At 39.2% G+C, this 18,415-nt stretch carries 15 protein-coding genes, 1 tRNA gene and 1 pseudogene; 6 read left to right on the forward strand and 11 right to left on the reverse strand.

The features are described 5' to 3' along the window. Positions 1-942: 942 nt before the first annotated feature. Both HRT96_RS08750 and HRT96_RS21940 read left to right on the forward strand, forming a co-directional pair. Positions 943-1,275, forward strand: coding sequence for a recombinase family protein (locus HRT96_RS08750; protein ID WP_293155075.1), 333 nt, complete (start codon positions 943-945; stop codon positions 1,273-1,275). Between the two features lie 192 nt (positions 1,276-1,467). Next, a pseudogene (locus HRT96_RS21940) lies at positions 1,468-2,019 on the forward strand (recombinase family protein); the annotation flags it as partial. Positions 2,020-2,538: 519 nt separating this feature from the next. On the opposite strand, the gene HRT96_RS08755 reads toward HRT96_RS21940, so the two are convergent. Continuing rightward, positions 2,539-2,629 (reverse strand) — tRNA-Ser (locus HRT96_RS08755). Between the two features lie 391 nt (positions 2,630-3,020). Between HRT96_RS08755 and HRT96_RS08760 the strand changes: the two genes are divergently transcribed. Next, positions 3,021-5,105 (forward strand): methyl-accepting chemotaxis protein, encoded by a 2,085-nt coding sequence (locus HRT96_RS08760; protein ID WP_293155078.1) that lies wholly within the window; start codon positions 3,021-3,023, stop codon positions 5,103-5,105. Positions 5,106-5,292: 187 nt separating this feature from the next. Next, positions 5,293-5,652 (forward strand): DUF2750 domain-containing protein, encoded by a 360-nt coding sequence (locus HRT96_RS08765; protein WP_293155081.1) that lies wholly within the window; start codon positions 5,293-5,295, stop codon positions 5,650-5,652. A gap of 88 nt (positions 5,653-5,740) precedes the next feature. On the opposite strand, the gene HRT96_RS08770 is transcribed toward HRT96_RS08765, so the two are convergent. The 10 genes from HRT96_RS08770 to HRT96_RS08815 all read right to left on the reverse strand — a co-directional run bounded on the left by HRT96_RS08770 (position 5,741) and on the right by HRT96_RS08815 (position 13,828). Then, positions 5,741-6,439: a metal-dependent hydrolase gene (locus HRT96_RS08770; RefSeq protein ID WP_293155083.1), complete on the reverse strand. Its 699-nt coding sequence runs from the start codon at positions 6,437-6,439 to the stop codon at positions 5,741-5,743. A gap of 107 nt (positions 6,440-6,546) precedes the next feature. Beyond that, positions 6,547-7,356, reverse strand: a complete 810-nt coding sequence (gene yidA / locus HRT96_RS08775; protein WP_293155086.1) for a sugar-phosphatase — start codon at positions 7,354-7,356, stop codon at positions 6,547-6,549. Between the two features lie 211 nt (positions 7,357-7,567). Further along, complete coding sequence (locus tag HRT96_RS08780; RefSeq protein WP_293155089.1) at positions 7,568-8,251, reverse strand: cold shock domain-containing protein; 684 nt, start codon at positions 8,249-8,251, stop codon at positions 7,568-7,570. A 32-nt stretch (positions 8,252-8,283) separates the two neighbouring features. After that, positions 8,284-8,790: a peptide deformylase gene (def, locus tag HRT96_RS08785; protein WP_293129510.1), complete on the reverse strand. Its 507-nt coding sequence runs from the start codon at positions 8,788-8,790 to the stop codon at positions 8,284-8,286. Between the two features lie 223 nt (positions 8,791-9,013). Continuing rightward, a complete protein-coding gene (locus HRT96_RS08790) occupies positions 9,014-10,219 on the reverse strand; it encodes a hypothetical protein (protein WP_293155092.1) in 1,206 nt (401 codons plus the stop codon). A gap of 7 nt (positions 10,220-10,226) precedes the next feature. Then, on the reverse strand, positions 10,227-10,883 hold the full coding sequence (locus HRT96_RS08795) for an energy transducer TonB (RefSeq protein WP_293155094.1): 657 nt from the start codon (positions 10,881-10,883) through the stop codon (positions 10,227-10,229). Further along, positions 10,855-11,259, reverse strand: a complete 405-nt coding sequence (locus HRT96_RS08800) for a biopolymer transporter ExbD (RefSeq protein ID WP_293155097.1) — start codon at positions 11,257-11,259, stop codon at positions 10,855-10,857. The genes HRT96_RS08795 and HRT96_RS08800 overlap by 29 nt, the downstream gene beginning before the upstream one ends. Before the next feature lie 3 nt (positions 11,260-11,262). Then, positions 11,263-11,760 (reverse strand): MotA/TolQ/ExbB proton channel family protein, encoded by a 498-nt coding sequence (locus tag HRT96_RS08805; RefSeq protein ID WP_112713345.1) that lies wholly within the window; start codon positions 11,758-11,760, stop codon positions 11,263-11,265. After that, complete coding sequence (locus HRT96_RS08810) at positions 11,760-13,007, reverse strand: MotA/TolQ/ExbB proton channel family protein (protein WP_293155103.1); 1,248 nt, start codon at positions 13,005-13,007, stop codon at positions 11,760-11,762. Before HRT96_RS08810 ends, HRT96_RS08805 begins: the two co-directional genes overlap by 1 nt. A 68-nt stretch (positions 13,008-13,075) precedes the next feature. Next, positions 13,076-13,828, reverse strand: a complete 753-nt coding sequence (locus HRT96_RS08815) for a DUF3450 domain-containing protein (RefSeq protein ID WP_293155106.1) — start codon at positions 13,826-13,828, stop codon at positions 13,076-13,078. 253 nt (positions 13,829-14,081) lie between these two features. On the opposite strand from HRT96_RS08815, the gene HRT96_RS08820 reads away from it, so the two are divergent. Then, complete coding sequence (locus HRT96_RS08820; protein WP_293155109.1) at positions 14,082-16,586, forward strand: TonB-dependent receptor plug domain-containing protein; 2,505 nt, start codon at positions 14,082-14,084, stop codon at positions 16,584-16,586. 86 nt (positions 16,587-16,672) lie between these two features. Continuing rightward, positions 16,673-18,397, forward strand: coding sequence for an ABC transporter ATP-binding protein/permease (locus HRT96_RS08825; protein ID WP_293155111.1), 1,725 nt, complete (start codon positions 16,673-16,675; stop codon positions 18,395-18,397). Positions 18,398-18,415: the final 18 nt, after the last annotated feature.

Raw genomic sequence — 18,415 nt, forward strand, 5'->3', positions numbered from 1 at the left:
GTGAACCTTTTAAAATCCGTGATAATGATCTGATCACAAAGTTTACGAAAGGTTCCCTGATTTAGTCAACAACGCCGGTCGAGTAACTCAACGACATATTAATAAAACATTAAGATACGCAAGAAAGTACCTACAAAGTAGAGGCACTTTACACTAATAACTATTATTTACAAAAACTTAAAAGTTAAAAATTGAGACGTTAACAATCAATATTCACTGAATTCCGTAGACCTGAACAGTTAAAACGAATAGATGGGGGGGGGTTACAAGGTTAAAATAGTCGGAAATTTTGGCCGAAGCATAATTCTTAACTTACGACGTTTTTCTAGGGCATGTTTAAACTTAGTTTTTCTTCTTCCAGATGTTGACCAACCACCCATTTGAAGCTTTATTTTACAATCAAAAATTCAGTAGCTGTACTGTCGATACGGTGCATTTTTGTTTATTAATTCCATATACAAGAGAACTTGGTCATAAATAATTCATATAAAAATAGAATTATTTGTTATTTAGCCTACAGTCAATATAACAAAATGTTATTAAAAACAGTAACTTATTATCTAATTAATTAAATCTTCTGTCATTTCATAGTGAACAACCTGTTGAAAGATAGGACATTCCATTTTTAGTAATTCCGCTCTATTGACAATAGCATCTTCACCAACATATTAAGTCATTGTTTTTAATCTATTTTATAACTTGCGAAATCTAAGTTTAACACTTAACTTTTAAATATAAGTTCCCATTCACATATCAGAGTGCCAAATGAAGAAACGTAACCTAGAAGTAAATAATCAAATATGTACGGTAGTTTATAAAAAAATCTCTAGTAAAGAGTTAAGCCTAATAACTCACTCGCTACTTAAACAAAATATTGACGAAGTAATAAATATTTTTATTTATATGTCAAAAAAGAAACACGGCAACCAATAAGGTGCTCGCATGCAAAATATTAAAAAGTTAACAAGAATTGCAATTTACACCCGAGTTAGTACTGATCGGCAAGCTAAAGAGAATCAATCACTAGAGAACCAGCGATACACAATCTTAAAGTGGGCATCTGAAAATAACGCAGAAGTGGTTAAGACTTATGAGGATGCAGGTTATTCAGGCTTTAAAGGTATACGCCCTAACTTTGAGCAAATGCTACGCGATGTAGAGTCTAAAACTATAGATATAGAATACATAGTTACTTATGATCTTTCTCGCTTTAGCCGTAAAGAAATTAAACGTATAAGTTCAGAGCTTATACTCGAACAGGCTGGAGTGAAATGACTAACTCTTATGGACGGAATTCCTGAAGATGAAGATATTGCATTTATAGTCAAAGGAATGAACGGTTTATTTAATGAGCAATATAGTCGAGCTCTAAGTAAAAGTTCAAGCATTCGTTTAAATCAAACGGCTTTGGATGGCTTTCATACAGGGGGATGCTTACCTTTTGGATTTCAATCAATTGCTTCAGCTATGTCTGATAGCAGAAAAACGCGTAAAAAATTAATTCCAGTGCCAGAAGAAGCTGAAGTAGTAAAGCTAATCTTTAAGCTAGCTTCTGTAGGTAAAAGTGGTATTCGATACGGAACTAAATTGATAGCAACAGAGCTGAATGTAACTGGTAAGTTGAAACGGGGAAATAAATGGACTGCAAACGCCGTACATAGAGTGCTAAGGGATAGTGCCTATTATGGAGATAGAATTATTGGTAAAAATCGTACAAGAGCAGATATCAACCCTGAGCAAGTTATTGTTAAAGTTCCACCAATAATTGAAAAATCGTTATTTGAACAGGTTGCTTTACTTTTAAAGAAAAATGCTCCTAACAAACAAGAACATCAAGCACTAGGTTCACCAAGCTTATTAACAGGCTTAGTTAAATGCCATTATTGTAAATGTAACTTCGTGATTAACACCGGTAAGAGTGGAAAATACAAATATTATAAGTGTAGCGACTGTATTAAACAGTCGATTAAATCATGCTCCAACAAGGCACTACCTAAGGATGTGCTTGAACATGCAATCTTAAACGAGCTAACAAAAAACCTCTTTATAGAGCCAGTAATCACAAGTTTGCTCACGGAACTGAAAACTGACGTTCAAGACAGTTTTCGTAAGTCCCAAATAAAATTATTGGGTCTAAGTAAAAAAAAAGCTGCATTAGATCATAAACAATTTTCATTAATTGACAAAATAGCAGACAACTCGATTTTTTTAGATGAGTTTGTTCAGAAAAATTTAGACACTTATAAAAATGAAATACGAATAACTAACCATGAAATCAATAATTTAAAGTTAAGAATGGGACTTCCAATCAAGAAATTTGGAGCTAAACAAACGGGTTTATTCATTGATGCTTGTAAAAGAGTACTACTGGGAGGTAATTTAGAAGCAACAAAAGCTCTTCTTAATGCAGTGATTGAGCGGATAGAGATTAAACAAGATAAAGTTACCATCGTTGGAAATAAGCTAAAGATGATGGCTAATATTGGAGGTTTTGATTCTCGGCACTCAAGAATTAAGGTGCCCAGTATCATATCAGTATGGCGGAGGAGGAGAGATTTGAACTCTCGAGGAGCTATTAACCCCTGCTGGTTTTCAAGACCAGTGCATTCGGCCACTCTGCCACCCCTCCGCAGCAGTGCCGAATAATATAGAAGTAGAGTTTAGTTGTAAATAAAAACATGTCGTTAAGTCACACTCTCGCTCGCCTTCAGAACAACCTGTTCAAAAAACAATCCAAACTAATTTTCTAGTTGTAACAATATGGGAATTAAAGGAAGGATTAGTACTTTTTCAATCTTGTTATGACACAGCTTGCAGTTTGTTATGCTAAAAATACTAACCTTTAACCTTAACTACCCACATATAGGTGCCAACCCCAAGCGTAATATCACATATATATAAAATTCAATCACTTAAAACTTCACTATTATAATAAATGATACACATTTACTAACACTTTTGTATTAGTAAGGTTAAACTAATGCATCAATAATATATTATATATTTCAATAGGTCGTAGCATGCAGTTTTCAACCATCAAGCAGCAAATCCTTTTCTGGGGCAGTGCAAGTTTAATTGCGGTAGTCACCGCGACATTTAGTTTTAGTTACTTTAATAGCAATAACTTAAGTAACGAGATACAAACTCTCGTACTTAAAGATACCGAATCAGCGATTAAACAGCGACTCTCATTAAGTGCAAACGTTGAGGCTCAATATATTGCTTCCACCTTTAATAAAGCGATGAGCATAACAACAGGTCTAGCCGCATCATTTGGCAACGAAACCCCCGTCATATCGCGGGAGGCCGTCAATGTAATGCTACAAAATACGCTAGAGAAAAACAAAGACATATTAAGTATTTATACTGGCTGGGAAGTAAACCAATTTGACGGTCAAGATGCTGTAAATACCGATATGCCTCACTCCCAAGCAAGTGGTGTATTTGCCCCATACTGGAATAGATCAGCCAATGGAACCGTTGCACTACAAGCACTTGGTAACTTTTATGCCACAAAACTAAGTGCCGCTGGATTTCGAGCTTCAGAGTGGTATTTATGTCCAATGGAAAGTAAGACGGCCTGTGTAACCGATCCATCAAGCTTTAATGTTCAAGGTGTTCAAACATTACTCAGTTCATTTGTTGCACCAGTGATCCGTGATGGTCAATTCATTGGTATGTTCGGGGTTGATTATTCTCTCAATTTCCTACAATCCCTTGCTCAAGATACTGCCCAGCGATTATTTTCAGGTCAAAGCCAAGTCTTGATTATCAGTTCAGCGGGTGTCATTGCCGCAGATAGTAAACAGGCTGATAATATCGGTAAAAAACTCAATTCTATTGCCATTAAAAATCTGTTGAGTAAACGCCTTATTGACGAAACCGTTACTGTCGAAAACGATTTTCTTACATCAAAACAATTCAATGCCACTGGCGTAACGCAGCAATGGGAAGTGATCATTATCACCCCACGAAATGTGGCCTTAGCGAGCACCAAGCCATTTATTAAAGCGGTGGATAATGGTTTCTCTACTAACCTTAAAAGCCAACTTGGTATTGCAGTACTGACCAGTATCCTCGGTATTATACTGATGTGGATTGCTGCGCAGTCTATTTCCAAACCAATTCGTTATTTAGTCGATAAAGTACGTCAATTGACACAATCTGGTGGTGATCTTACGCAATCTTTAAATATTCAGCGCCATGATGAAACTGGCCAGCTAGCTGAATACCTGAATATTTTCATTGCCAACGTTAGAGAAGTAGTCGCAGACGTAGCAGTGACTTCTAAACACTTAAATACCAGTGCTAAAATAACGGCAAATGCAGCCGACCAAGGTTTATTAAAAATTGCCGAGCAACAACTAGAGATCGAACAAGTAGCAACAGCAACGAATGAAATGTCTTCTACAGCACACAGCGTATCAGATAGCGCCCAAGTCACAGCTCAAGCGGTATCAGAAACTCAAAAAGCAGTGAATAATGGCCAATTAGTCGTCGAAGCCAATGCCGACGGTTTAAGAAGTTTATCGCAGAATGTCTCTCACGCTACGCAGGTTGTCGCAGAACTAGAATCACGCAGTGAAGGTATTGTGGCGATCTTAGAAGTGATACGTAACATTTCAGCGCAAACTAACTTACTTGCGCTCAACGCGGCAATTGAAGCAGCGCGTGCGGGTGAACAAGGCCGTGGTTTCGCGGTTGTTGCCGATGAAGTACGTAACCTAGCCACACAAACAGCAACATCAACAGATGAAATTCAAGTCGTCATTGACTCACTACGTGATTATAGTCGTCAAGCAGTAGAAGCAATGAATACCAGTGGCAGCTTAACCGACTCTTGTCTGGGCCATGCCACAAATGCCGTAGATGCCTTAAAGCAGATTAATGAACAAAGCTGCCGGATACAAGATATGGCACATCAAATTGCCAGTGCAGCTGAAGAACAAGCCGCGGTAACAGAAGAAGTAAATCGTAATATTGTCGCCATCAGCAACGTGGCAGTGAGTATCGCTGAGGGTGCCAAAACGTCCCAACAAGAAAGTGCTAATGTTGCACAATACACCGCGGATGTGAGTAATAAAATAAATAATTTTCAGTATTAATATGGAACTCAACAACGGTTAGTTGGTAAATCTATGTTCATCGCCCAGTCAGTAAACCTGCCTGGGCTTTTTTACAAACGTTGCAACATCAAAACACCGATAACATCTACAACACGCTATATTAACTGTCTATTCGTTTAGTAAAAACGTATAATGCCGACATTAATCCTAATACAATGAGAACCCCATGAAAGAAACAAATCCAATATTGACGAAATTTTTTGCGGATGCAAAACCTAGCCAACAAGTTTGGGGTTTACAAGACAAGTCAGGTGAAGATTGGGTTGTTTGTGATTCCGTTAACTTTGAAGACACAGATGCAATGCCGCTTTGGTCTACTCAAGCATTAGCACAAGAGCATTGCTGTGATGAATGGAAAGCATTTAAACCAACGGCTATCTCGGTATCTGATCTACTTGAATTTTGGATTGAAGATCTAAATGAAGATAACGTGATTATTGGTCTTAATTGGGTATCAGAAGGTGAATGTGCAGAACTTGAACTAGCGGAATTCACACAATCAGTTGTGGATATCGAAGCACTTTAATTCTTAGTCTTTATACGCAATACATGAAAGTGCTTATCTGATACCAGTTAAGCACTTATTCCGTTAACCTCCCTCCAAGTTACCTGCATTAAACTAACGAAAACATCGACCAATCACAGAGCATATCCAGTGTTGTCTCAATTTCGGGTGTCGTCTTCCAAAGTACGCCAACGGCTATCATCATGCCTAACGCCAATAACTTACTGTCCAAATCGACTAGCTTCAACGCCGTACCAAATGAACGCTTTATCTTAATATTCCGTAAATCAACACTGTACATTTCATCTAACATTAAATGTATAAAGCCACCTAAAAATACAAAACCACCAGACAACCAAGCAAGACTATCCGCCTTATCAGAGTTGATACCATCGACGTTCGCAATAACCTGAGTCGTCAGCAGTCCACATAAAACTAAAAACAGTAACGAATGACAGCTCCCTCTGTGCACGGTTAAGCGTTCAAACATCGTCCTGAGCCCGTACTTCATCAGCCCATAAGTCACCACAGGAATCGCGATAACCTCAACGAAACTCAGTTCACCAAAATACGCACTCGTCATGTAACGCATAATGATCAAAATAACAGAAAACGCAAAGATGTTGAATATGGTATCGAGAGAGGTCGAATTATCCGAATCAATATCTGGTAGCAATCCACCGATTGTCCCTAAGAACCAAAGCCAAATAGCGGTATCGAGTTCAATGTGACCAGCCGCAACCAAACTTGCAGAAGAAACACCTGTTAATAGTGCTGCAACATTAAGATGTGTATTAAAATTTGCCATCGTTCTCTTATATCATAGAGTTTAATGCTGCTAGTATATGATAGATCACAATAAATTAATCATTAGATTGGAACTAATACGCTTAAATTTCTGTCCTATAAAAAGTACTATTTATTTAAAATAAACGCTTCAATGACCAGCGCGACACCGTCATCATTATGGCTTGCTGTAATATGGTTAGCGATGGCTTTAATATCATCACTGGCATTATCCATTGCCACACCTAAACCAGCGTATTCCAGCATTTGCTTATCGTTACCTGCATCACCCATACAGATCACTTCATCCGCATTAATGCCAAATTGGTCAGCGATGGCTTTAACACCTATGCCTTTGTGACTGTTGGTATGAAGAAATTCTAAAAAGAACGGCGCACTTTGCAAAATGTTATATTGCTCGTAGAGTGATGCTGGTAATTGCGCAATCGCGGCAGATAGTTTTTCTGGCTCGTCAATCATCATCACTTTTAGCATTGCTTCATCATCACTTAGAGTACTAAAGTCCACTTCAGTGATAGACAGACCATTAATTTTAGCTTCATGGTCGGTATAGTAATTATGTTTAGGGGTGATCAGTCCCGCTTTTACTGAAAATGCATGCACGTGCACACCAAGCTTGTTGGCTAAATCGGCAAGTTTTTTAGCATCTGCACCCGTCACCGTTTGGCTACGCAGCAACTGCTTATCCGCAACTTGATAAACTAAGCTGCCATTGTAACAAGCAACATAATCATCTTTACCTGTCATACCCAATTCTTCTAGCGCCCAATTCATGCCTTCAAGTGGGCGTCCTGAAGCAAGCACGACACGCGTACCCTGCGCTATTGCAGCAAGGATCGCTTGCTTATTACGCGGTGAAATAGCACCTTGAGAATTAAGTAAAGTACCATCCATATCTAACGCGATTAATTTATACATACAACCTCAGGAAATTACGTTCAACAATATTGTGGTTATATTACAACAAAGAGGTAGGTGGTTCAGCAATAAATACGCAATACCCCAAACGCGTCACACTTTAATGTAATAAACACACATAAAAAAGCGGTGGCATTGAATTAATCAATACCACCGCTTTATATTTTAAGCATGTCAAAAGACTGTCTTGACTCGATTACATCGAGCTATTTCAATGTGCCGTATTAACAAACCACATAGAAATTGCGAAAACGGCACCTAGAATAACAACCGCGCCTACTAATAGCAGTGGGTTAAATTTACGTAATTGCTTTGCTTTCGCTTTCATTTCAGAATTACTTACACGCTGAAACTGCCCTGCTACGGCTGTAACATTGGCGTCAATGATTGCTACAGATTCTTCACATTCCACGTCGTTATTACACGGAACATCTTCTGTAACTAATGCAAAGTCACCACTAAATGAATGCATAGTGAAATTTTCACCACCTTCAGAGAAGGTCTTCTTTTCCACATTTGTATTTAAAATAGCATTACAACCGATGCCTGCCGCCAATTTCTTAATATGGCTACGACCTTCGCTTTGATCTTTAAAGAAACGTGTGCTTAGTGTATATCTTGCAACAACATGCCCATATCTTGGTTGATTGCTTTTCGCTGTGAAAAAAGCAACCAACTGTTTTTTAAAGTTAACATCCGGTACGTGTACTTGTTTTGCGGCAAGGCCTTTTGGTGTTGTTGTTGGTTCGAATTCGACAACAACATCCTTCACCAATTTAGATTCATTGGCTTTATCGAGCAGGCTCGACACATGTAAGAAATAACTCTCGCCATCATCGCCACAAATAAATCCAAACTTCTTTGCAGAAATGTACGATATAATTTTTCCTTTCACTTAACTTAGCTCCTTCAGTATCGCTTTAGACCTTATTCGGTCATTTCTTTAATTGTTTTTTTAACTTTTTTCAGTGCCATTTTCTTTTTCAATGGCGATAGGTAATCAATAAAAAGCGTACCTTTAAGATGATCAATCTCATGTTGCATTGCAATCGCTAAGAAGCCATCGTCATTGATTTCAATTGCGTTGCCTTCACGATCCAATGCCGTTACTTTCACTTTCGTAAAACGTTCAACGTCTGCATAGTAGCCAGGAATAGATAAACACCCTTCTTGACCACTTTCTTTGTTTTCACCTTCAACAACAACAGGGTTGATTAATACCATAGGTTCATTACGATCCTCTGAAATATCAATAACAACAACGGCTTCTTTACGACCAACTTGCGTTGAAGCAAGACCAATACCGTCGTCTGTTTTGTACATAGTATCAAGCATATCATCGATCAATGTTTGAACTGTACTTACATCTGCGACTGTTTCAGCGGGTATCTCTAATTTTTTGTTTGGTGCCGTAAGAATAGTTAATACTGCCATATGTCTTTGAATCCTGGTTTTGTTCATATATTACAAACGTGCGTATTTTAAGCGTGCGTATTTTACACCTGTATATTACAAGCGCCGTAGTATAGCTTATATACTCAAACGACTTCAAGATGCGAATTAAAAGACGAACGAGATCGGATAATCTGGCTATCCATCCTAATAAAAATACAGTTAAACACAGACAAAGAGCTAAAAACGAAGACAGGAGGTATTATTAGCTTAATAAATAATCAATCTGTGATAACCAATCTTGTGCTGTTTTCATATATTGTGATTGTTTAATCAGCCTAAACTGCTTACGAGCATGTATGTAATCTTTATTTTCAAAATAACTCACCGCCAATAATAATCGCCAATAATCATTACGAGGTTGTTGTTTAATCTGTAGTTGCAACAACTCAATAGCCAAATGCCAGCGTGCTTGACTATATGCCAATTGACTACTAATCATCAGTTGCTCATCGGTTTTATCGACCTTTTTTTCAAGCAATGCTAGCGCTTCTGATTTACGCTCTGCCATGAGATAAGCTTGAATAAGTAACTGCCGATACTTTGAGACATCACACTCGGAGCAATATTTAACAGCTTGCGGAGTAAACTTATCGGCTTCTTTTTCCAGTATCCGAACCGCTCGATTTGGTGCTTGCTGCTGAATTAATAACTGACTATAAAATAATAGACTACGCAAAGGTAATAACTTTGACTTATAGGCACTGCCAAATACGTTTAGCGCTTGCTCTGGCTTATCAAGTTCATACCAGCTATAAGCTAACCGTTCCCAATATAGTGGATTATTAATGTATTTTTCTGTCAGTAATTGCAACAAGGTATTTTCAGCCGTTAATTGCTTGGTCTGTTGTAATAACGCTAACAAAAAACGATAGCGTGATTCATCAACCTCTAAGACTAAGGCCTGTTCAATACTTTGCTGTGCCGATACCAACGTCTGTAACTGATAAAAACTTTTCGCTTGTAATGTAAATATCATCGCACGATCAGATAAACTCGTTTGTGACGGCATCGACAGCCAATGCTCACTTTGCCTAATAACATCAGAGTAACGCTGTAAACGATAATATAATTGTACCGTTAATTTCATCAACGCCGGCTTGGATTCCTCTTGTCCTGGTAGGTCAAGCAATAATTCAGCCTGATGAACAGTACAAATATCTCGCTCTAATGCAGTACATGCTTGTAGATGTAAATAAGCAGCCATTTTTTTAGCTTTAGTATCCGCATTAGCAACTTGTAACTGAAATTGTTCAATTTGTGGCAAAATAAGATGAGGATCTTGCTCAAGTTGATATGTTAATTGTTGATACCGCCGATAATATGATGTATCAGTGGCATGTGCATTTACGACTACAAGCGCCAGCATACCAACACAAGATAACAGAACCTGCCTTTTAACCTTGTCCATATTTATATTATGACTCCAGTTGATAACGAATAATTATACGTTGCCACTCTGTTTGTGCAGGTGGATCAAAACGCCAACGCATGACAGCTCTTGTGGCGGAACGTACAAATATATCAGCGGGCTGCTGCTGAACAACTTTGACCTGCTGCACTCTACCCTTGACTGTAATCTTAAGTTCAAGAACAACGAAACCCTCGATAGCTCGCTGTTTCGCCGCTGGCGGATACTGAGGTGGTAATTGAAATACTGGTTTAGCAAACCTTATATTTGTCATCATTTGACTACCTAACTGCTTGCCATTTGGTGAGAATTGCAACGTTATTGGTTGTAGCTTAGCTTCAGACATAGGAATATCTGTTAATACCTTAGGTATTTTCACCAGACTATTCATTGCTAACAGCGACAAATTAACCGACATTGGCGGAGGCGTACTTAATTGCGGAGCCGATGTAAGTTTAGTGATTAACTCAGGCTCAATCTCTTCTACCTGTCTATCAGCAACAAAATATACTTTGGCTAATGAAACTGGCGTATATGTATTAACGATAGCCTCCCCCATCGTGAGTTGATAAATCAAGGCGACTAATCCGAAGTTAATAACGACAGCAAATAGCCCTGTTATCAAACAGCTTTTATTAGATTTTGTCGGTAGCAACAGCAACATTAGCAACTCCGGCAATCCTAATTTTATCGATAACAGTAATTAACCGATCACTTGTCACATCTTTATCTACCTGAATCACAGCAGAAGAACTCCCTGTCGAACTTACTTTAGCTTTAACGTAGGCACTCAAATCAGTCAATTTAATCGGGCCTTTGTCTAAGCTGATTTGCCCCTCCTTATCAATAGTAACCATCAATTTGACCACGTCACTACTATCATTTGTTGTACTTTGTGGACGATCGATGTTAATCGTGTTTTGTTGTTGAAACGACGCCGTTAAAATAAAGAATATCAATAAAATAAATACTATATCAATCAAAGGGGTCATATCGATAATGGCATTATCATCTTGTTCTTGAGTATGTTGAAAACGCATAAATTAACCTTTAATAAAACAATAACGAAATTGATCAATAATAATTTGATTACGACGATTAAGATTATGAGCCAGATACAGGCCAGAAAGTGATGTCACTAAACCAGCTAATGTCGTCAACAATGCCTGGCTAATGCCACCAGCAAGCTGTTGTTGTACATTCATTTTATCCAACTGAGTAAAACTCACTATCATGCCGTCGACAGTACCTAACAAACCCAAAAATGGTAAGATCTGAATGCAAATACGGATCCAAGGCATACCGCAATCAAGCATTAATGTCGCTTGACTGAGCCAGGCCTTGAGTAACTGTTGTTGATGCCAAAATGGTAGATTAAGCTGATGCAAAGAAATAGCTTGCAGAGAAGTCTGCAATTGCGGTTGGATATAGCGCTGACGCCAATATACCGTTAAGATCAATCCCCACATCACCACGGATAATAAAATGATCATCCAAACAAGCATCCCTGCCTGATAAAAAAACTGAAGCAACATAGCCATTACTGCTGCCACCCACTATGGCGAGCAACAACCAATCCGGCAGCTTGCTGTTCCAACAGCACAATTAATCGATTAGCCTGCGTTTTCACCCCACAATGGATTAGTAATAAAGGTACCGCTACAATCAGTCCAAGTTCCGTCGTCAATAAGGCTTGGGCAATCCCCCCTGACAATAATTGACTATTGGCACTGCCCTGCTCGGTAATCACTCTAAAGGTTTCAATCATACCTGCCACTGTACCTAACAGCCCCAGTAAAGGTGGGATCCCGGTCAATACAGCTAGTGATGCTAAACCCTTGCGTAATACTGGCACCTCTTTTAATACGGCTGCATCTATGACAGCCTCCAACAGCGTAATATCACCGTCTTTAGCTTGCTCCAATTCGGCAATTTCAACCGCGTTAAGAATACGCCCTAAACTACTTCTATCATTGACTTCAGTATGCAATATTTGCCATTGCACCGCTTGCTGTTCACGACATAATGAATAACAGCGAACCGCGGCAATAAATACGGCAATAGCACCAATAATAGCGATTAAAACACCGATGATGCCAGCCGGACGTAAACGTTCAAAAAGGGTCGGTTCCTGCGCTTTTTTCTGTAATAATTTACCCAAGCTAGGATCAATTCTCATCCCACCGATCACGGGTTTAATATCCGGTTGAGGGCTAAATACCTGCCACACTTTGTGCTCGGGTAAATAACTTAACCAACCAAACTGACTGTGACTCGTAAATGGACCCCATTGCGTAATTAGGCTCGTTTTACGCACTCCGTCTGGCATAATAATTGACGTATCATATTGATGTACTTCACTGGTATATAACAATTGTTCGACGAATGCCTGCCACAATTGATATATTTGTTTTATATCCACATCCTGAGATAAACCGGTTTGAAAACCACTCGTATCTAAGCCCCACAGACCGGAAGGTTTGACTCGTTCAAGTAATAAATTGCCATGCTCAACAATCGTCATAGACAAGGTTTTCAATGCCTGCTGTTCTTTTTGCCACAGTTGCTGCTTCTGACGTAATTGCTGTTGCAATAACAATAGCTGCTCTTCCGCTTCTTGATTATACCGTTGACGGCTAAGCAAATTATCCTTCGCCGTTTGCAATTTCTTACGCTGTTCAGTCAACTCGCCCTTAAAATTAATAACTAATTCTTCTGCCGCTTTAATTTCATGGTTAGTCGCTTGCTTTACTTGTTGTAAAATATTGCCTAATGAGACCTTTGGCATTGAAAACTCCATCGAGTTTACGAAAAACGAAGTGCTCATCAATATAATGCCGGAAAATAATAAGTGTCTCATGATCGTCCCTCAACAGAAGCTTGGTCCGGTCGTGGTAGTGTCATAATATCTGGCGCTATGTTTCCTGCTGCTACCGCAATCGCCTGACGCAAAGGCTGAAACCATTTATCCTCAAGCTGTACCCATCCTTCTCCTTGCTTCCAAATAGCAGCCTGCTGACCATCAATACTTAGCCAGTAATAACCTAAACGGCCAACGCGTAAAAAATTAACCATACGCTCACTATCTAAAGTACCTAACCAAGTTTCAGCTGCATAACCATAACTTAACTCAACCTGATAGGCATCTAACACTTGAGCCATTTTATCCCCTAATATAATACGAGGATCGGCCAAATTCTGAATCAAAATTTGCAAACGCAGCTTCCTCTCAGCCTGTAAAAACGGTATATCACTCTCAACCACTTGCTGCAAAGTACTCAACATATCCTGCATCAACGGACTCACTGCAATTTGAGTTTTTCTAACCTGCTCTCGTTGTCGCTCTAATTCATCATTTGCGTTGTGTAATGCGTTAATTTGGCTATCAAGTTGTAGCTGATATTTATCAGCTACGCGCTGTTGCCATAGAACCTCTCGATACTGTTGTTGCAGTATCTGCTGTTCATCAGATAACTGGCTGACAGCCACTTGAGCTTGCTGACTAGCACGTAAGCCTTGGTTATCAGCAGCGATGACTTGCTGAAGGTCAGTTGCTTGAGCATGTATATTTAATACCCAAAAAAATAAGCTCGAAATAGCTAATTTCATAAAACCTACACTGATGCACTTTTGATGAAGCCCAGAAAAGCAGCGTAAGAAATCTAATAACCGATGTTCTTTATTGTTATTCATTATTTTTTAGTTGTTTATTAAAGATATTTGAATAATAACCCCAAATGCAAATGAAAACAATTATCATTTAGATTGGATGTGTGTTATTTTCCCCACCCTTACTTATATCTGGGTATTAAAGCCACATTTTTAAGCATAAAAACTTACAAAAAGTCATCAAGGTAGCAGAATGAAAACAAAAATTGCGCTTGCGGTTAGTCTGGCACTAACTTCTCAATCAACACTGTCCAGTACACTCGGGGCAGAAAAAGCACCTGATAAAATAGGCATGGAAGTTGTCGTTAAAGATAAAATAGATCCTGCGTTAACATCGCAGCAATCTTTGTCCGCAGCAGAAATTAAACAACGACCAACCGGTAATGGTAATCTCACTGATTTATTAAAATCAAATCCTGCCATTCGCTTTTCAAATTCAGGTAATAACAGCATGAATCAAGGTGAGATAAAACCAGAAGATATCTCGATTCACGGCTCAACCGCTTATCAAAATACTTTTAATCTTGATGGTATGACGATCAATAATGATTTAGACCCGGCAAATAATAAGTTAGGTGTAACAAACAGTAATTTAAGCAGTGATGAACAAGGCTTCTACCTAGACAGCCGTTTAATCGACAGCATAACTGTATATGATGCCAATATTCCTGCCGAATTTGGCGGATTTACTGGTGGCGTTATCGACGTTAACAGCCGCAGTTGGCAAGGTGAAAATCATGCCAGTGTATTTTATCGTATGACAGATTCAAGCTGGAATAAAAATCATGTTGATGAACAACTTAATTTTAGCAGCGGCAATAATGATGCCAGTAACCCTAGCCGCTTCCAGCCCAAGTACAGTAAAAAAAGTTTCGGAGCCTGGTTTGAAGCAGGAATCACTGATGACTTAGGGCTGGTATTTTCACTTTCACGCCGAAACTCATCGATACCTATGACTAATGTCGGAAAAAAAGCCGTCACATTAGATAAAGAGAATAAAGTGATTGGCTTTACTACTGAAAGCAATATTAAAGAGCAAACTCGCGTTTCAGATAACCTATTCACTAAATTAACCTGGTATGCCACACCTCGCACAACCGCGAACTGGTCAATGACTTATTCGGGTTACGACAGTGAAATGTTCATGAATGGCACTGCAAACTCTGATTACTCAGAATCGCATAACGGCCTAGCTAGCAGTTTGAATATTGAACATGCCTTTGATTTTGGCATGTTAGATATGGGTATTAGTATTCAGAATATGCAAGACATCCGTGATAGTGAGCAAAATTATTATGTTTCTCTTAAAGATTACACCGACTGGCAAAATCCGACCGAGTTTAGTTCTGGCGGACCCGGCGATCTCACCACTGAACAACAAAATGTCACCGCAAATGCCAAAATGACATTAGATCCACTCCAATTCGGCAATAGCCAGCATACTTTTACATTCGGTACCGAAATAACCCAAACTAATGCTAAGTTTATACGCGATGAAACCTACTACAGAAATAGCTATCAAGGTATGTGGGATTCTATGGAATGGTTATCCTCTGCCAGTCAAGTAGATGCATTTTTTGCAGGCACTTACCGCACAGACTATCGTAACTATTCTCTGTTTTTCGATGATACGATTAGCATAGGTAATGTAAATATTCGCCCTGGATTACGTATTGATCGTGACAGTTTCGTTAAAAATACGAATATAGCACCAAGATTAAGTACCAGTTGGAATGTTTTTGGCGACGGCAGCACTATGCTGACCGCGGGTCTAAACCGTTATTATGGTCGTTCTATGCTCACTTACGCATTGTACGAAGGTCAAAATGGAGGTCTTAAACACTGTTATATGATGTGTGAACCAAACAGTGAAGCATCTAGTAATGACTGGGTTGAGACCAATGATTTTGAAGGTATGAGCGATCTTGACACTCCATACAATGATGAGCTTGCCATGAGCCTGCAGCAACGCTGGAATAACAGTATGATCAAACTGGCTTATGTACACAGAAATGGTTATGACGAAGTACGTAGTCGTCCTAAATATCCAGGTACTAAAAATCCTGGACAGGCCAGAATTCGTACCTTTGATAATAACGGCAAAACCCAACACGATAATGTGATCTTAAGTGCACGAAATACACAACCATTACGTTGGCTCGCTACCGATAACAATCTAACTGCATCGGTAAGCTGGCAACAAACAAGCAGCAATACGCCGATGGATCAAGGATACGCATTTTATGATCCGAGCATTAATCTAGACCAAGACAAAGTTTGGTACGATGGCAAGATCATCGCCGCCGAAGATCTGCCATCAACAGATTTCAACGCGCCTTTATTAGTCAACCTTGAATGGACAACCAAAATAAACCAATACGGCCTAACTTGGTATAACCTAGCAAATTGGCAAAGTAGTCGCGAGCAAGCAACCCGCCATGAAAACGCTTACGCAATTGACCCGAGTACAAATAAGCAGGTACTAAAGTATGAATCTGTTAAATTTGCCAGCACCTTCCGCTGGAATACCAAATTGATGTGGCAACCTAAATTTGCCAAAGGTGCAGCACTATCAATTGAAGTCAATAATGTACTCAATAACAAAAATGCCACAGATTCATTTGTATATAACGACAAAGTTTATCGTACTTATGAAGCAGGTCGCCAGTTCTGGCTGCAAGCTAGTTATGACATTTAAGTAATTCGTACGCATGTTCAGGCGTGGGGACAACACTCACGCCTTCTTTACATTTTAATTTATCTCTAACTAACGATATTTAAACAATGCAAAAACTCACTTTATTTTGGCAATTGATCAAGCCTTTTTGGTTTGCCAAAGAACGTAATTCAGCACTACTTCTACTTACGATAGTAATCACATTAAGCTTATCTTCGGTTTGGTTTAGTGTGCAAATAAACCAATGGAATGGCGATTTTTTTAATGCTTTACAACAACTCGATGGCCCTGTCCTCTATGAATTATTGCAATTCTTTGCAGGTTTAATTGCAGCCTTTATTCTCGTCATGGTGTACACCGATTATTTAAAGAAAAAGCTCATTATTAACTTCCGCAGCTGGATGACTACATATTTATGTGAGAAATGGTTATCCAAACACAGCGATCATTATAGACTAAGGTTGCAAAAATCCGAGCCCGATAATCCTGACCAGCGTATTGCCGAAGACGTTGACATATTTATTCAAAGCTCCTTAGATCTACTGTTATCTTTTTTACGTTCGGTGGTAACTCTGGGATCCTTTCTCACCATTCTCTGGCAACTATCAGGTACGCTTTCTTTCACACTATTCGGGCGTGAACTAAATATTCCCGGTTATATGGTTTGGGCCTGTGTTGGTTACACTCTCATTGGTACAGTGATCACCCACCTGATTGGTAAGCCACTACAAGCACTTAATTTTAATCAACAAAAACGTGAAGCTGATTTTCGTCGTGCATTGATCTCACGCCGAGAGCACAGCGCTGCAATCGCAGGGCAAGGAGGAGAACAACAAGAGCAACAGAGTCTTAAAGTATACTTCTCGGCGGTGATTACGAACTGGTATCAATTGATGCACTGTGAACGTAATTTAGGCTTCTTTACCGTTGGTTACGCACAAGTGTCCATGTTGGCACCAATCTTCTTCGCATTACCGAAATTTCTTTCTGGAGCACTAAAACTAGGCGGATTAATGCAAATAAAGATGGCCTTTATGCAAGTGTCCAGTGCGCTTAGCTGGATTATCTATGCTTATCAGGACATCGCTAAATGGGGGGCTACTGTCGAGCGTTTAGCCGCGTTTATAAATGCACTGGATGAACTTGAGGAGCCGGAACCTACACCGACACCCAACAGTAAAACGATTGCATTAAAGAGTAATATTACACTGTATCTCACCGATGGTAGTCCCTTGTTAACTGCGCAATCAATGACACTAAAGCTGGGCGAATTAACCATGATACAAGGTCGTTCTGGCATAGGTAAATCTACACTATTCAAAGCCTTGGCAGGTTACTGGCCTCACTTCACGGGTCAAATCCAACGTATTGAATCTATGTATTGGATCCCCCACAGTTTATATTTGCCCGATGTCGATCTTGCTAGACAACTCTGCTACCCGAGAAACAGTACTGATTTCAGTGACACTGAACTACAGGACACATTGCATAAAATAGGATTACCACACCTATGCGAACAACTATATAGCCAAGTTAACTGGAAACAACAGCTATCCGCAGGTGAACAACAACGCCTTATGTTCGCACGTCTGTTACTCAATCGACCTAAATTAATTTTTATTGATGAAACCACGAGCTCACTTGATATTGATGCAGCCAGTAACTTAATCACATTATTAAAAGCAGAACTACCACAGAGTGCTATTGCATTCATTTCACATCAAGTCGCGCTAACCCAATATGCCGACCAGGTGATCTATATTGAGGACGACAAGGGCAATGATAAAACCGATCATGATCTGAATTTAGTTAACACAATTAATATCGCGTAGTTTATCAAAAAATCGAAC

The organism is Moritella sp., from assembly GCF_013215705.1.
GTDB lineage: Bacteria > Pseudomonadota > Gammaproteobacteria > Enterobacterales > Moritellaceae > Moritella.

Bases quoted from the DNA above. Each gene is read 5' to 3' on its own strand.
- HRT96_RS08800 (WP_293155097.1), bottom strand. From the start codon at position 11,259: ATGCGTTTTCAACATACTCAAGAACAAGATGATAATGCCATTATCGAT.
- HRT96_RS08825 (WP_293155111.1), top strand. From the start codon at position 16,673: ATGCAAAAACTCACTTTATTTTGGCAATTGATCAAGCCTTTTTGGTTT.
- HRT96_RS08770 (WP_293155083.1), bottom strand. From the start codon at position 6,439: ATGGCAAATTTTAATACACATCTTAATGTTGCAGCACTATTAACAGGT.
- def (WP_293129510.1), bottom strand. From the start codon at position 8,790: ATGGCAGTATTAACTATTCTTACGGCACCAAACAAAAAATTAGAGATA.
- HRT96_RS08795 (WP_293155094.1), bottom strand. From the start codon at position 10,883: ATGTTGCTGTTGCTACCGACAAAATCTAATAAAAGCTGTTTGATAACA.
- HRT96_RS08765 (WP_293155081.1), top strand. From the start codon at position 5,293: ATGAAAGAAACAAATCCAATATTGACGAAATTTTTTGCGGATGCAAAA.
- HRT96_RS08810 (WP_293155103.1), bottom strand. From the start codon at position 13,007: ATGCCAAAGGTCTCATTAGGCAATATTTTACAACAAGTAAAGCAAGCG.
- HRT96_RS08760 (WP_293155078.1), top strand. From the start codon at position 3,021: ATGCAGTTTTCAACCATCAAGCAGCAAATCCTTTTCTGGGGCAGTGCA.
- HRT96_RS08820 (WP_293155109.1), top strand. From the start codon at position 14,082: ATGAAAACAAAAATTGCGCTTGCGGTTAGTCTGGCACTAACTTCTCAA.
- HRT96_RS08805 (WP_112713345.1), bottom strand. From the start codon at position 11,760: ATGGCTATGTTGCTTCAGTTTTTTTATCAGGCAGGGATGCTTGTTTGG.
- HRT96_RS08815 (WP_293155106.1), bottom strand. From the start codon at position 13,828: ATGAAATTAGCTATTTCGAGCTTATTTTTTTGGGTATTAAATATACAT.
- HRT96_RS08790 (WP_293155092.1), bottom strand. From the start codon at position 10,219: ATGGACAAGGTTAAAAGGCAGGTTCTGTTATCTTGTGTTGGTATGCTG.
- yidA (WP_293155086.1), bottom strand. From the start codon at position 7,356: ATGTATAAATTAATCGCGTTAGATATGGATGGTACTTTACTTAATTCT.
- HRT96_RS08750 (WP_293155075.1), top strand. From the start codon at position 943: ATGCAAAATATTAAAAAGTTAACAAGAATTGCAATTTACACCCGAGTT.